Raw genomic sequence first — 13,919 nt, forward strand, 5'->3', positions numbered from 1 at the left:
AAGAATAACGCCTCCGTAGATCTGGACGCGAACGTCGGACGAGGAACGTTAGATGTGGATCGTCAAGGTAGCCCTCAGCAGGCCGTACACATTCATCGTCATGGCACTTCTGCTCGTGATCCTAGGTCCGCTCACGATCGCCAGTACGCCGAAGGACATCTTCCCCAACATCAGGATTCCCGTCGTCAGCGTGATCTGGACGTACTCGGGAATGCCGCCGGACGAGATGAGCGGTCGGATCACTGGAAGTTTCGAACGCGTTTCGCTGGCGACCGTCAGCAACATCGATCACATCGAGTCGCAGTCGCTGGCGGGCGTCTCGGTGATCAAATACTTCTTCCACCAGGGCTCGAACGTCGACCTGTCGATGAGCCAGCTGACGGCCGTGTCACAGGCCTGGCTCAAGCAGCTGCCGCCAGGCATCACGCCGCCGCTGATCCTCGCCTACAACGCCTCGAGCGTCCCGATCATCCAGCTGGCGCTGTCGAGCGCATCGATCCCCGAGCAGGGCCTTTTCGACCTCGCCAACAACTTCGTGCGCACCCAACTCGCGGGCGTCGCCGGTGCCTCGATCCCGTTTCCGTATGGCGGCAAACAACGTCAGATCCAGGTCGACCTCGACCAGCGCCTGCTCCGCGAGCGCGGCGTCTCGTCCCAGGACGTCGTCAACGCCGTGAACGCCCAGAACCTGATCATCCCCTCGGGCACCGAGAAGATCGGAGAATACGAGTACAACATTAAGCTGAACGGCAGTCCCACTGCAGTCGAGAGCTTCAACGACCTGCCCATCAAGATGGTGAACGGCTCGATCGTCTACGTCCACGACGTCGCCCACGTCAGGGACGGTTCGGCCCCCCAGACCAACGTCGTTCGGGTCGACGGCCAGCATGCCTCACTGATGACGATCCAGAAGACGGGCGACGCGTCTACGCTCGAGATCATCGACCAGATCAAGACGCTGCTGCCCGCCGTCCGGGACGCCTCGCCGCCCGCGCTCGACATCCAGCCGATCGGCGACCAGTCGGTCTTCGTGAAGGCGGCGATCAGCGGCGTTGTGCGCGAGGGCGTCATCGCCGCGGCGTTGACCGGTCTGATGATCCTCCTGTTCCTGGGGAGCTGGCGTTCGACGCTGATCATCACGATCTCGATTCCGCTATCGGTCCTGTGCTCGATCATCGCGCTGTCGCTGCTCGGCGAGACCATCAACATCATGACCCTGGGCGGCCTGGCGCTCGCCGTCGGCATCCTTGTCGACGATGCGACGGTCGCCATCGAGAGCATCAACACGCATCTAGAGGACGGCGAAGAGGTGGAGGAGGCGATCCTCAACGGCGCCCGCGAGATCGCGGTGCCGGCGCTGGTGGCGACGCTCTGCATCTGCATCGTCTTCGTGCCGATGTTCTTCCTGAATGGCGTCGCGCGTTACCTCTTCGTGCCCTTGGCGGAAGCCATCTGCTTCGCCATGCTGGCGTCCTACGTCCTCTCGCGCACGCTGATCCCGACCTTGGCCAAGTACTGGCTGCGGATCCACGACGCGCATGAGGCGCCGACGCGGAACCCGCTGGTCAGGCTGCAGCGAGGCTTCAACAACGGCTTCGAAGGCCTTCGCGCCAGGTATCACGAGGGCCTGAAGATCGCGATCGCGAGACGGGTGGTGTTCCTGCCGATCTTCCTCGTGTGCATGCTGGCGTCGCTCGCCCTGACGCCATGGCTCGGGAGCAACTTCTTCCCAGCCGTCGATTCCGGACAGATTAAGCTGCACGTCCGCGGACATGCCGGCCTTCGTGTCGAGGAGACGACCCGTCTCTGCGACGACGTCGAGGCCGCGGTCCGGACCGCCTTGGGCGGCGATCTCGTTAGCCTAGTCGACAACATCGGCCTGCCGGTGAGCGGGATCAACTTGTCCTACAGCAACTCGGCACCGACCAGCGCCGCTGACGCGGACATCCTGGTGACGCTCAGGGAAGAGCACGCACCGACTGCCGACTACGTGCGCCGCCTGCGCGCGGAGCTTCCGACGAGATTCCCCGGTGTGACCTTCGCGTTCCTACCGGCCGACATCGTGACCCAGATCCTAAACTTCGGCGCGCCCGCGCCGATCGACGTGCAGATCAGAGGGTTCAACATCAACGCCGACAACGCGTTTGCACAGACGTTGTTGGACCGCATCCGTCATGTGCCCGGAATCGCGGACGCGCACATCCACCAGGATCTCGACTACCCAGAGTTCGACATCGCCGTCGATCGCAGCCTGTCGCAGGAGATCGGCTTCGCGCAGAGGGACGTGGCGAACAACCTCCTCATCTCACTATCGGGCAGCTTCCAGACCAACCAGACCTTCTGGCTCGATAGGAAGGGCGGGGTCTCCTATCCGCTCGTCACCCAGACGCCTCAGGTCCAGCTTGACTCGCTTGACGCCCTGCGCAACATCCCGGTCACCGGAATCGCGGGATCGCAGCCGCAGATCCTCGGCGCGATCGCTTCGATCAAGCGCGGCGTCGGATCATCGGTCGAGACGCACTACAACGTCGCGCCTACGATCGACATCTTCGCGACCACGCAGGACCGGGATCTCGGTGGGGTCGCGCGCGACGTGCAGCGCCTCGTCGAGGCTTCCCACAAGGACTTGCCGCGCGGCTCCTCGGCGACGATCCGCGGCCAAGTTCAGACGATGAACACCTCGTTTACAGGCCTGTTTGGCGGCCTCGCCTTCGCGATCGTCCTCGTCTACCTGCTCATCGTCATCAACTTCCAATCTTGGACCGACGCCTTCATCATCATCACGGCGTTGCCGGCGGCGCTGGCTGGCATCGTGTGGATGCTCTTCCTGACCCATACGCCGATCAGCGTCCCTGCCCTCACCGGCGCCATCATGAGCGTCGGCGTCGCGACGGCGAACAGCATCCTGGTCGTGAGCTTCGCGCGCGATCGTCTCAAGGAAGATGGCGTGGATGCCTTGACCGCCGCGCTCGATGCCGGCTTCACACGGTTCCGGCCCGTCCTGATGACCGCGCTCGCCATGATCATCGGAATGGTGCCGATGGCGTTGGGCCTGGGCGAAGGCGGCGAGCAGAACGCTCCGTTAGGACGCGCGGTGATCGGCGGCCTGTGCCTCGCGACGATCGCAACCCTCCTGTTCGTGCCGACCGTCTTCTCGTTCATCCATGGCCGTCGCCGCGCCGTGGGTCCGCTCGTCATTCCGGAGGTATCCCATTGACAGTAGATCCCGACCATCCCAATCGGAAAATGCGCGGTCTCCTCGTGCTCGGCACCATCGGAGCGGTGCTCGCAGCCGCGGCATGGAGCGGGATAGCATCCCGCCTCGACGCCGAAACCGCGCTCGCCCGCGTGACCGACGAAGCGGCGGTGCCGACGCTCGCCACGGTCGTCGCGCAAGCCGGTCCCAGAGAGGAGGAGATCGTTCTGCCGGGCAACGTGCAGGCTGAATTCGAGACGACCATTTTCGCGCGCACGAGCGGCTACGTGAAGCGATGGTCCGCCGACATCGGGGCGAAGGTGAAGGCCGGCGCCCTCCTTGCGGAGATCGATTCCCCCGAAGTGGATCAGCAGCTCGTCCAGGCGCGGGCGCAACTGGTGCAGGTCCAGGCAGCGCTCACGCAGGCGCAGAGCAACACGGAGCTCGCCCGCGTCACGAACGGGCGGACGACGCGGCTCGTCGGCCAGGGTTGGTCCAGCGAGCAGCAGGGCGATTCGGATCGGCTCAAGTACGAGGCGAGCGTCGCTGCCGTCGCCGTCGCCAAGGCGAACGTCGAGGCGCAGCAGGCGCAGATCAGCCGCCTGGAGCAGTTGACCGGCTTCGAACGGGTGACGGCGCCGTTCGACGGCGTCGTCACCGCCCGTCAGGTGGACGTCGGCAACCTCGTCAATGCCGGCAGCGGATCGGGTCCCGAACTCTTCCGCATGGCGGACACGCGCAAGCTTAGGATCTACGTCCAGGTGCCGCAGAGCTATGCCGCGTTGGTCAAGCCGGGTCTCGGCGTCGATCTGCGCTTTCCCGAATACCCCGGTCGAACGTTCCCCGCGACCCTCGTGCGCGACGCCAACGCGATCGAGCCGCATTCGCGCACGTTGCTGGTCGAGCTCGAGGCCAACAACGCCAACGGCGAACTATTGCCGGGCGGCTACACCGAGGTGCACTTCAAATTGAAGACGGCCGGCCACACCGTGCGCATATCGGCGAACGCGCTGCTGTTCCGGGCTGAGGGCCCGAGAATAGCGACCGCCGATGCCGAAGGGCGCGTGAGCGTGCACGAAGTCACGATCGGGCGCGATCTCGGAACCATGGTCGAAGTCCTGACAGGGATCGAACCGGGTGATGCGGTGATCCTCAACCCGCCCGCCTCGATCGTGAGCGGAGCACGCGGCAGGCTGCAGAAGGACGAGAAGGTTGATCTCCGACTGTCCGCTCGTGAGTGCCGGGCATTCGGGAAGGATCCTCATTGAGCTCCGTGTAGAAGATGGATCTTAAAGACGTCGCCACGTTCGTCAGCGTCGTCGGAGACGGCGACTTCTCGACGGCCGCGCGTTCGCGCGGCGTGACACCGTCCGCGGTGAGCAAGTCGATCGCGCGACTGGAGGACCACCTCGGCCGAAGACTGCTTCAGCGCTCCTCGCGTACCATGCGTCTCACCTACGAGGGCGAGGTCTTTCTCGAGGCCGCGCATCGCATCGTCGCCGCCGTCGAGGACGCCGAGGCGGCCGGCGCGGTGACGGTCAACGGCACTTTGAAAATCCGATGCATCCCCGCGTTCGCGCGGCATCAGCTTGCACCATTGGTGCCGGCGTTTCTGCGAAGGCATCCCGACCTCAGGATCGAGTTCAATCTCAGCACGGAGCGCGGCGCCTATCTCGACGATGGCGCTGACGTTGCCATCACTAGCGGCGTGCTGCCGCCGTCCGCGCTCATCGCGAAGCGCTTCTCAGGAAGCCGGTGGGTCATCTGCGCCTCGCCGGCATACCTCGAATCGCGCGTTAAGCCATCGACGGCGGCCGATCTCTCGGGTCACCAGTGCCTGAACTTCCCGCGGCAGTCCGTCTGGCACTCCTCGGCGATCGTTCCGGATGATTCGTTCCAGCATGGGGCTGTAGGATGCATCGTCGCAGACCACATCGAAATGATCCTCGCGCTCGCTCAAGCCGGCGCCGGCATCGCCCGCCTGCCTGAATTCCAGATCGCGAAGGACCTCGCCGCCGGATCGCTGGTGCGCCTCCTGAAGGACGTCCAAAGCGATGACGAGGATCCGCTGGTCATTCTCCATCGTGATCGTCGGCACGTAAGCCCCCGCGTTCGGGTTTTCATGGCGTTCCTCGAGGAGGCGTTCGGTAACCGGCCCTGGCGGCAATTCGGTTGACCATTTCTCGAGCCTCGGTGATCAGACCGGACCGCCGAACGGTAACGGGGCATCGTGGATCGGAGTCCTATGCCCCGAAGCCGACGGCCTTGTCCCAATTGGAACAGGTGCTTGGCCTCCGTCGCCCGGATCCTATGCCGAGCGCATCCGTTCTCCTGCTGTACGTCAATAGGAGCACTGAATGAAAACGGTACTCACGATCCCAACGGCAGCGGCAGCCATCATGGTGTCTTATGTCGGCGCACAAGCGAGGGACAATGCCTCCGCCAAGGCGGCGTCGGTCCAGGAACAAGGGTTGGAAGGGCGCAGCTCGGCCCGCTGCAGCGACGAAGGGCTTTTCGATATGTCCGATAACGGACGAGTTGTCGGCTGCGCGGATCCGTTATCCAGTCAGATGAAGGCGCCGATCTTTCCAGAGCCGGACTTCAATTCGGGCCCATGAGTCGAAGAGAAGAGGGCAGAAACGCTTGAACGAAACCGCGCGACAGCTGTCACGAGCCATATGACGGCCGGCTCATCTGCCAATGCCTATGAGCTTGGCATTGGCGACAACGGCTTAACTACGAACGGATATCTGAAGATGACCAAAGCATCATTCCTGGTCCTGCTCATCGCCCTGACATCATCGGGCGCTTTCGCCAACCCTGTCGGACCACAGGTGCCGAACCCGGCGAACCCCTTCCCCGCAAACCCGGTCGCGACCGACGGCTCGAAGCTTCCGCGCCATGAGATGAGCCAAACCGCTCCTCCCTCGGCAGGCAGCGCGCTTGGAGATGCACCCGACCGGAATGGGGATCGCTGAAGGAATCAACCGAGATGAGCGCGAACCGGCTGAAGGCTTCGATCCCGAGGTGCAGCCGGTTCCGCGCGACGATCCGATTTAAAAGGGAGCGATGGTTTGATGGTCGGTGATAAAGTCAAGGCGGCCGATTGCACGGCTAAGGAAGGCCGGGAACGTGAGGTGCCGTTGAACCGCCGCGACATGGTTGTGGGGATGGGATTCTTCGGAGCGGCCATTGCTGCGTTGACCGACGAATCCAAGGCGCAAGGCGCGGTCCAGGGGAGTTACAGCAACGAGGCGATCGCCCTACCGTCCGGGCTGGCAAGCAGCGATCAATCCGCCGAGGTGAAAGCCGTGAAGATGGCCCGCGCCATGCGCGCAGGACCCTACCAAATCACCAAAAATGCCACGATTGCCGAAATGGATCGGCACGGCAACATGACAACGATCCTACGTCAGGGAACGAACGAATGGGTCTGTACGCCCGGCGACGAGAATCGGATCGGCGACCCGCCGATGTGCATTGATCGTATCGGCATGCAATGGTTCATGGACATCTTCGCCGGCAAGCCTCGTCCGTCCAATACGTCGCCTGGCCTCTGCTACATGCTCTGCGGCGCGACCCAACACAGCAATTCCGACGCCCTCGACAAGACGAGCCCCGCCATCCCCATCGGGCCGCACTGGATGGTGCTCTGGCCGTTCGACGCGACCCACTGCGGCCTGCCGACGGACGTGCGGGATGCGGGGGCTTGGATCATGTTCGCGGGCACGCCCTACGCCTACCTGCACGTCTGCGGTTCGCCGTGGGTCGGCAACCGCTACTCTCCGGGCGACGAGGCCGTCTGGACAATGCAATACGCAAAAGGGCGCGCCTGAGGCTTGTTGTATGCCGATGCCGACAGCAAGCATCGGCGCCGGCGTGTCAGCCGAGGATCCGCGATAGTGGATCAATAGCACCGCGTTTAGGCTTCGAACGCACAGGCGTCGGGATGGACCAGCGGCGCCTTCCTCAACCAGACACGCTCCATGGATCCCAGTGCGGACGCAGAGATTCCGCTCCGCGGGCCGCCTCAACCACGACTGGGACGCGAAGGCCTGGCCGTCCATCTCGAAACCTCCTTCGAGAACGAGTAGTTCGATCCCCGTCGGGTTCGCGACATTGACCTCCGTGTCAGGAGCTCAAGTCGCAAAGTGGATCGACTCGACACCGTCTTCGAAAAGCAACGTGTCGGAGCCGACGGCACCGCCGCGCGGTTTCCCACGACGTCTCCGCGCAAGCAAACCGGCGGTGTCTTGTCGCCTTGCCGGAACTGCCAAAGCCTGACGAAGATCGTGCAACCGTCCCTTGAGGCCGGCGCATGCGCGCTGCCGGGCGGGTTGCCGACATAGGATCCGGCCGGGTAATCCCCGTCCTCATCCTGGAAGACGCCCTTGAGCACGACGGACTCCTCGCCGCCGTCGTGGACGTGCCTGGGAAACCGGCTGTCGGGCGCATAACCGACGATCGACGTCGCCCGGGCCCTCTCGCCTCCGATGCGGAAGAGCATCCTGCGGTCGACGCCCGGCGTCGGGCTCGCGACCCAATCGACCTTCCCGTCATGAACGACGGCGGGCTTCGCGAGATCATCGTTCAGAAGCATGTGCGTCCCTCCTACCGACGTCCTGCGGTCGCGCCGCCATCGACCGACAAGACCGTACCGGTGATCCAGGACGCCTGATCGGAGGCGAGGACGTGGCGGGCTGCCCGGCTTGATATGTACAGAAAAGCCTTCCGCTGCGATTGATCTTGGGATCGTAGAACGAAGCCTTGACGACGCCGCTCTTCAGATTGTCGGGCACAAGCAACCGGGGTACGCCGCTGATAAAGCGGAACATCCGGACATGCGCGTCGATCCAATCCGGCAGACTCTGCGTGAAGGTCGCCTCAACATAGGTGTAGTTCGACGCGCCGAGCACGCCGACGAAGATCTCCGCCTCCCGCACGACGCCCGTCGCCGGATCGACGATGCCGACCTTCTTGCCGGAGTAATCTACGAAGAGTTTGTCGCCGGCAACTTGGTGCTGGCGCATCACCGGCGACAGGCGCCGCTCGAACTCCCGAAAGAGATCACAGAACCGACTGTAGCCGTAGACATCGCGATGGACGTCGCGATCCTCTTCCCAGAGAACTTGGAGATTGACGGCTGGCCGCTTCATCTCTCGCGCCAGCGTCGCCCAGTCCGGCTCGGCGCGCCAACGAACGCCGGGGATATAGCCGGCTTTCGAAAACAGTCTTTGTTCGAGAACATCGTCCGTGAGATCGGGCGCCAGCGGCCACGCAAGGCCGGCCCTCTTCGCCCGTTCCAGATTGTCTTGCACGGTGTTGCGCGCGACGCCGAGCTGGCGCCCGACCTCCCGCGCACTCACATCGTCATGAAGCAGTCGCAGCATCTGCCGCAGTTGTCGCATCGTCAGCCCTCGCTTCGCCGGCATCAAGGTCCTCCTCGCCAATCGAGGGGTGATGCCTGGGGTGCTGACCTGCGCGAAAGCTACCGAAATGGCCGGCTTGAAATCGGAATGGTGGCCGGGATCAAATCGGAGTGGGTGGCCGGATTAAATTGGAATCCGCACTCTGACCGATGTCGTGATGTCCGCGAGCTTCACCCCATGTTTTCCGGCCCAATTGAGCAAGTTAACCGGCTTGTAGGTTGGAACCTCGCGGCTACATTCGAAGACCAACTTGTCGATCGTTTCGTTGACGGTGTGAACGATCCTAGTCTTCCCGGCCACTGGTGCCCGGTCAATCTCCCTCCAGTAGCGAGATCCGTGCTGCAGTAGGACCGCCTGCAGGAGATCGGGAATGTCGTTTGCCTTGAATGAATCGTACAGGACAGCGGGAACGCTTCGGGTTCGATCTCGATCGTTGCCTGACGAAACCTTAAGAAATTTTCGAAGATTCGAGCGTTTGGTCGATCGATACAGCTTGTGGCATCCTCAGATCAAGGAACCTGACACAACGTGGACGACCGCGGATACGATCGTCTCACATCAGCCACCCTGCGGCACGACGGTGGGCATCTCCGTTGCGATAAGGGAGCTTGGTACCGTTTGATACTCGAGGAAAGCAAATGACCACTCAGTTCCAAGTCGACAGGTCGGGCCGCGAATGGATCGGGGGAGAACCCAAGGTGCTCGTCTTCGACGTCAATGAGACGATGTTGGACTTCGAAGTGATGTCGCCTCTCTTCGAGCGCATGTTCGGCGATGAGCGCGTCCTACGCGAATGGTTTGGCCAACTGATCATGTACTCAATGACGATTACGCACGCGGGACTCTACGCGGACTTCTTTGCGCTCGGCCAAGGCTGCCTTCGCATGCTCGGTGACATCCACGCCGTCGAGATTAGTGATGCGGACGTCGACGAGATCGGTCGGACTATGGCGACGATGCCGGCGCATCCAGAGGTTCTTGAAGGCCTGGAGCGTTTAAAGGACGCGGGCTTCCGCCTTATGACACTCACGAATTCATCGCCGCGTTCCGGCAAGACAAGTCCTTTGGAGAACGCCGGGGTCGCTCACCTAATCGAACAGCAGTACTACGTTCAGCAGGCGCGCGCATACAAGCCGGCTCCTGTAGTTTACCAGATGGTGGCGCAGGAGCTAGGCGTTCCTGCGTCCTCGTGCTGCATGGTCGCGGCGCATGTCTGGGACACCGTCGGCGCGCAAGCGCAAGGTTTCAGCGGCGCACTCGTCAAGCGCCGCGGTAATGCGCCGCTTCCCGTCAAAGGGCTTCCGCAACCCCATATCGTTACTCCGGATTTTCAAGCATTGGCGGATGAGCTTATCAGCCGTTGGCGTTGAAGCGGAAATCGCTCTGTTCGAACCTTGACGGCCGAGCCCCGAATGCTCGGGCTTCGCGCGAGCCGCTGGCAGCCCACCAAACCTTGCACAGGGCGAAACCTTGGCGGTTTCACTGACCGGTTTGCATGCTCAATGTTGCCTGGTCTCTCGCAATAGGTTTCTGAAGCGAACGCTATACTTATCCGGCCTTTTAATCCGACGTGATGAGACCACGTCCTCAGGATAAACAGCGAAGCGTTCGCGCTATAGGCATTGCATCGCATGGATCGCGTCTGCGGATAGACTGTTTGGCGACCATCGACCGGGTTCTGGTAGACCGTCAGATGTTGCGTTCGGAGACGTCAGCGAATGCCTCCGCGAAGCAGGTGGTGACAGCTTTTCTGGCTGTGGAAGGTGGCTCGGACGAGACCAACGCCGAGACCGCAGAGTGGGCCGCTTCGAGCGCACCTTCGAGATAGCCGGGATTGACGGAGGCGGTTTCGCTGCCGGCCAAGACTAACTGGCTCGCCCAAGCTCGGTCCGTCCAGGGCCTGAGCGAAGGCGAAGGATGGCCCCCATCACCCCGCCGGTCGCTATCGGTGGCGGTGAGACGGTCGATCGACCAATCCTTCAGATGCGTTGCGCTCGGATTAGCCGCCTCCGGACCAAACAAGCGGACCAGATGCTGTTCGCAGGCATCCGTGAGCGTGGAGCCCATGACCGCGCGTACCTTAGACGGGACACCGAGGAAGCCGAACAGAGCGGGCACGCCTGCATGGGCCGTTGCGTCATGGGTTTCGGCGAGGGGCCCAACCATGCTCCGGGCGGCGCCGGAGAGTCCGCGTTCGCGCCAGAAGGGGCGGTCGTAGACAGCTACGAACTTGGCGTGGGGCGCCATCCATGTCGGCGTCGCTCGCCAAAGAGCCGCGACTTCCGGGGCCATGGGTGGATCGAAGGTGATGCTCGCTTCGATCAGCCGTGGTGGCAACGCGAAGAGCACACCCTCCGCCTCGATCGATCGGTGTTCGCCTTCCCGCGTCAGGGCATGCAGCGTTACCCCGGCGCCGTGCGATTCCGCCTTCTTGATACGGACGCCGAGCTCGATCCGATGGGACGGAAGCCGAGTCGCGAGAGCCGCGATGAGTGCAGCGGTTCCGCCTGCGATACGGAATGACGAGGGCTCTTGCCGATATCCCTTTAAATGCCGCGGCGCTTCGCGCGCTAAAAGCTCAAGGACGACGTCACCCTCGGCATATTGTGGAAATGCCGTCAGACCGAGTTCGGCGACCAGCGCGGTCATCAGTGGCTGCGTTGCCGGCCAAAACCATGAAGGCCCGAGATCAAGCTCCCCGGGGCGATTGGATTCCGTGTTTCCCGCCGCGACGGAAAGGATACGGCCACCTAGTCGCGAACGAGCCTCGAACAGTCGAAACTCGATGCCCGCGGCCGCAAGCAGACGAGCGGCGAACAGGCCGCTTAAGCCGCCGCCGACGATTGCAATGCGTGTTTTCGTCATCGGCTACCGATCGAACGCACAGACGTCGGGGTGGAGCAGCGGCCCGCGTTTTAACCAAACGCGTGTCCCATGGGGCCCGCTTCGTGCCTCGACATGGCGGCCTGCGGGCAGACGCATCCACGACTGCGGCGCAAAGATCTGATCATCCCAATCGAAGCTGCCTTGGAGGACGAGCAACTCGAGGCCATTCGGATTGGCGATCCAGACTTCGGTGTCCGCGGTCCATGTCGCGAACAGCACGGTCTCGACACCATCGTCGAAAAGAACGGCATCCGTCACGCCTGGCTGTGCCGTGGGGCGCTCGGAGATCTGCTCGGGCGATTGGACGACCAAAGCGTGATCATCCTGGCGGAATTGCCAAAGCCTGACGAAGATGCTGCATCCGCTCTTGGACGCCGGCGCGTGGGCGCTCCCAGGCGGGTTTCGGATATACGACCCGGCGGGATAATCGCCATGATCATCTTGAAACACGCCATCGAGCACGACAAACTCCTCACCGCCGCCATGAACGTGTCGCGGAAATCGACTGTCCGGCGCATAGCGGACAATCGAGGTCGCGCGCGCTTTCTCCTCGCCGATGCGAAACAGCATCCGCCGGTCGACGCCCGGTGTCGGGCTGGGAATCCAATCCAGTTGGCCGCCGTGCACGATGGCCGGTCGTGTGAGATCGTCATTGATGAGCATTGCAACGCCCCCTATTGCCGACCGGCGGTCACGCCGCCGTCGACGGATAGGACTGTGCCCGTGATCCAGGACGCTTGATCGGATGCGAGGAACAGGATCGCCTCGGCGACATCAGCCGGCTGGCCGTTCCGTCCGATTGGATGGAACGCGTCGAAGCTCGGCAACGTGTCCTTGACCTGCTCGTCGGTCATGAAGGTGTTGTAGATGGGCGTCTCGACCACTGCGGGGGCGACGGCATTGATGCGGATCTTGTAGGGCGCCAACTCGATCGCGAGGTTGCGAACCATGGCGTGGACGCCGGCATTGGCGGCCGAGTAGGCGCTGGAGGGCGTCGCGCCGATCGCCTGGATCGCCCACATCGAGCCGGTCTGGACGATCACGCCGCCCTTGTTCATCATCGCCTTCGCAGCCGCCTGCGCGGTGAAGAACTTGCCCTTCAAAATGGTGTCGAGATACCAGTCGTAGTCGGCCTCGGCGAAATCGAGGAAGGGCTTGGGATTAAATATGCCGGCGTTGTTGACCAGCACGTCGAGGCGGCCGAACCGATCGACCGCGGCTTGAACGAGAGCAGCGCCCACGGCCGGATCGGCGACGTCGCCGGCGGACACGATGACGCGCTCTCCTATCGGGTCGATCTCCTGCGCCGCCTGTCTCAGTTTCGCTTCGTCCCTGCCGTTGATGGCGACCGACGCTCCCTCCGCGATGAAACGCTTTGCCGTCTCCTTGCCGATGCCAGAACCGCCGCCGGTGATCGCCACGATCTTGTTTTCAAAACGCATGGTTTGACCTTCCTCTACCTTGCAAAACTACCTAGCAGTAGCTAGGGTGGATATACGCGGCATTTGCTCTGCCCGCAATCCCTAGCTACCAGTTGGTAGGTTGAAAGTTCGATTCATGTCAGACCGCTCGGACGCCATCATGGACGCTGCCGAACGCCGCATCCGCAAGGCTGGGTACAATGGCTTCAGCTTCCGAGAGATCGCCGTCGACGTCGGCGTCAAGAATGCCAGCGTCCACCATCATTTTGCGACCAAGGAGGTGCTCGCTGGCGCCGTGGCGCGCCGTTATGCGGAGCGCTTCGAACGGGCGGTGGAAAAGGAAGAGATCAGCGGAAACACGCGCGATGAGGCATGGCACCGCGTCTTTCGCAACGCGCTGCTCGACGACGGCCAGATGTGTTTGTGCGGTGTTCTCGGAGCGGTCGCAGCCTCGCTTCCCGCCGAAGTCGCAACGGAGGCACGGCAGTTCTTCGAACGCGGGCTGGACAACCTTGTTTCTGGCGGTCTGTCGCGCGCGGAGGCAGCACAGATCTTCTCGACGCTTGAAGGGGCCATGCTTCTGGCGACCGCATTCGGCGATCTGGCCATGTTCGATTTGGCAACCACCGGATTCGCGACAAGGACCTCGCTGACCAGCACCTGAAAGTCTGCTGAGGCACGGCGAACAGCTTGCGCACCAAGTCTGCTCGCTCTGAAATGATCTCGTTGTGACCGGTTCTCGGTCCGCCGACCAGGCGGAGCCAGTCTTTTGAACTTCATAGTCCACCGGAGCGGCGCCTATTCCAAAGCAAGGTTGCCGTTCGTCGGCTCTTCACTGCCCAGACGGCGCTTGAGCGCGCCCGCTTTAGCGGTCCGCCCTTCGATGGCTAGCACCACTTTGGCAGGTTGATTGGAACAGTTGGAATCGTACCTTCAGGCTCGAGACCTCGGCAACGCGCAGACCCGCGCCATAAGCGACCGACAGCG

12 protein-coding genes and 1 pseudogene are annotated in these 13,919 nt (G+C 62.7%); 8 read left to right on the forward strand and 5 right to left on the reverse strand.

From position 1 onward, the window contains the following. Positions 1-52: 52 nt before the first annotated feature. From GSQ79_RS06955 to GSQ79_RS06980, 6 genes are all read left to right on the forward strand, one after another. Positions 53-3,217 (forward strand): efflux RND transporter permease subunit, encoded by a 3,165-nt coding sequence (locus GSQ79_RS06955; protein WP_158808002.1) that lies wholly within the window; start codon positions 53-55, stop codon positions 3,215-3,217. A 29-nt stretch (positions 3,218-3,246) separates the two neighbouring features. Next, positions 3,247-4,464 carry an efflux RND transporter periplasmic adaptor subunit gene (locus GSQ79_RS06960; protein ID WP_210253027.1) on the forward strand — a complete coding sequence of 406 codons (1,218 nt, stop codon included), beginning with the start codon at positions 3,247-3,249 and terminating at the stop codon, positions 4,462-4,464. A 14-nt stretch (positions 4,465-4,478) separates the two neighbouring features. Next, positions 4,479-5,372, forward strand: a complete 894-nt coding sequence (locus GSQ79_RS06965; RefSeq protein WP_158808004.1) for a LysR family transcriptional regulator — start codon at positions 4,479-4,481, stop codon at positions 5,370-5,372. 181 nt (positions 5,373-5,553) lie between these two features. Beyond that, positions 5,554-5,814 carry a hypothetical protein gene (locus tag GSQ79_RS06970; RefSeq protein WP_158808005.1) on the forward strand — a complete coding sequence of 87 codons (261 nt, stop codon included), beginning with the start codon at positions 5,554-5,556 and terminating at the stop codon, positions 5,812-5,814. A 60-nt stretch (positions 5,815-5,874) separates the two neighbouring features. Beyond that, positions 5,875-6,174: a hypothetical protein gene (locus GSQ79_RS06975; RefSeq protein WP_158808006.1), complete on the forward strand. Its 300-nt coding sequence runs from the start codon at positions 5,875-5,877 to the stop codon at positions 6,172-6,174. A 99-nt stretch (positions 6,175-6,273) separates the two neighbouring features. Beyond that, entirely contained in the window at positions 6,274-7,032 is a 759-nt protein-coding gene (locus GSQ79_RS06980; RefSeq protein ID WP_158808007.1) for a hypothetical protein, read from the forward strand. A gap of 86 nt (positions 7,033-7,118) precedes the next feature. Here GSQ79_RS06980 and GSQ79_RS06985 read toward each other — a convergent pair. Then, positions 7,119-7,796: pseudogene (locus tag GSQ79_RS06985) on the reverse strand (cupin domain-containing protein). Beyond that, positions 7,780-8,628, reverse strand: a complete 849-nt coding sequence (locus GSQ79_RS06990) for a hypothetical protein (protein WP_246725147.1) — start codon at positions 8,626-8,628, stop codon at positions 7,780-7,782. The pseudogene GSQ79_RS06985 and the gene GSQ79_RS06990 overlap by 17 nt, the downstream one beginning before the upstream one ends. 635 nt (positions 8,629-9,263) lie before the next feature. On the opposite strand from GSQ79_RS06990, the gene GSQ79_RS06995 reads away from it, so the two are divergent. Beyond that, positions 9,264-9,995: a haloacid dehalogenase type II gene (locus GSQ79_RS06995; RefSeq protein WP_158808008.1), complete on the forward strand. Its 732-nt coding sequence runs from the start codon at positions 9,264-9,266 to the stop codon at positions 9,993-9,995. 319 nt (positions 9,996-10,314) lie between these two features. Here the strand turns inward: GSQ79_RS06995 and GSQ79_RS07000 are convergent, their stop codons facing one another. From GSQ79_RS07000 to GSQ79_RS07010, 3 genes are read right to left on the reverse strand one after another with little or no spacing between them, the layout of a single operon-like run. After that, positions 10,315-11,490 carry an FAD-dependent oxidoreductase gene (locus tag GSQ79_RS07000; protein ID WP_158808009.1) on the reverse strand — a complete coding sequence of 392 codons (1,176 nt, stop codon included), beginning with the start codon at positions 11,488-11,490 and terminating at the stop codon, positions 10,315-10,317. Positions 11,491-11,493: 3 nt separating this feature from the next. Further along, positions 11,494-12,174: a cupin domain-containing protein gene (locus GSQ79_RS07005; RefSeq protein ID WP_158808010.1), complete on the reverse strand. Its 681-nt coding sequence runs from the start codon at positions 12,172-12,174 to the stop codon at positions 11,494-11,496. Between the two features lie 11 nt (positions 12,175-12,185). Continuing rightward, the gene (locus tag GSQ79_RS07010) at positions 12,186-12,953 is read right to left on the reverse strand and encodes an SDR family NAD(P)-dependent oxidoreductase (protein ID WP_158808011.1); all 768 of its coding nucleotides are present in this window, start codon (positions 12,951-12,953) and stop codon (positions 12,186-12,188) included. A gap of 139 nt (positions 12,954-13,092) precedes the next feature. On the opposite strand from GSQ79_RS07010, the gene GSQ79_RS07015 reads away from it, so the two are divergent. Continuing rightward, positions 13,093-13,596, forward strand: coding sequence for a TetR/AcrR family transcriptional regulator (locus GSQ79_RS07015; RefSeq protein ID WP_246725148.1), 504 nt, complete (start codon positions 13,093-13,095; stop codon positions 13,594-13,596). Positions 13,597-13,919: the final 323 nt, after the last annotated feature.

Source organism: Beijerinckia sp. L45 (assembly GCF_009765775.1).
In the GTDB taxonomy this organism is placed as follows: Bacteria; Pseudomonadota; Alphaproteobacteria; order Rhizobiales; family Beijerinckiaceae; genus RH-AL1.

Excerpts from the sequence above, each read along its gene's own strand:
- GSQ79_RS06955 (WP_158808002.1), top strand. The coding sequence starts at position 53 with ATGTGGATCGTCAAGGTAGCCCTCAGCAGGCCGTACACATTCATCGTC.
- GSQ79_RS06960 (WP_210253027.1), top strand. The coding sequence starts at position 3,247 with ATGCGCGGTCTCCTCGTGCTCGGCACCATCGGAGCGGTGCTCGCAGCC.
- GSQ79_RS06965 (WP_158808004.1), top strand. The coding sequence starts at position 4,479 with ATGGATCTTAAAGACGTCGCCACGTTCGTCAGCGTCGTCGGAGACGGC.
- GSQ79_RS06970 (WP_158808005.1), top strand. The coding sequence starts at position 5,554 with ATGAAAACGGTACTCACGATCCCAACGGCAGCGGCAGCCATCATGGTG.
- GSQ79_RS06975 (WP_158808006.1), top strand. The coding sequence starts at position 5,875 with ATGACGGCCGGCTCATCTGCCAATGCCTATGAGCTTGGCATTGGCGAC.
- GSQ79_RS06980 (WP_158808007.1), top strand. The coding sequence starts at position 6,274 with ATGGTCGGTGATAAAGTCAAGGCGGCCGATTGCACGGCTAAGGAAGGC.
- GSQ79_RS06990 (WP_246725147.1), bottom strand. The coding sequence starts at position 8,628 with ATGCCGGCGAAGCGAGGGCTGACGATGCGACAACTGCGGCAGATGCTG.
- GSQ79_RS06995 (WP_158808008.1), top strand. The coding sequence starts at position 9,264 with ATGACCACTCAGTTCCAAGTCGACAGGTCGGGCCGCGAATGGATCGGG.
- GSQ79_RS07000 (WP_158808009.1), bottom strand. The coding sequence starts at position 11,490 with ATGACGAAAACACGCATTGCAATCGTCGGCGGCGGCTTAAGCGGCCTG.
- GSQ79_RS07005 (WP_158808010.1), bottom strand. The coding sequence starts at position 12,174 with ATGCTCATCAATGACGATCTCACACGACCGGCCATCGTGCACGGCGGC.
- GSQ79_RS07010 (WP_158808011.1), bottom strand. The coding sequence starts at position 12,953 with ATGCGTTTTGAAAACAAGATCGTGGCGATCACCGGCGGCGGTTCTGGC.
- GSQ79_RS07015 (WP_246725148.1), top strand. The coding sequence starts at position 13,093 with ATGGACGCTGCCGAACGCCGCATCCGCAAGGCTGGGTACAATGGCTTC.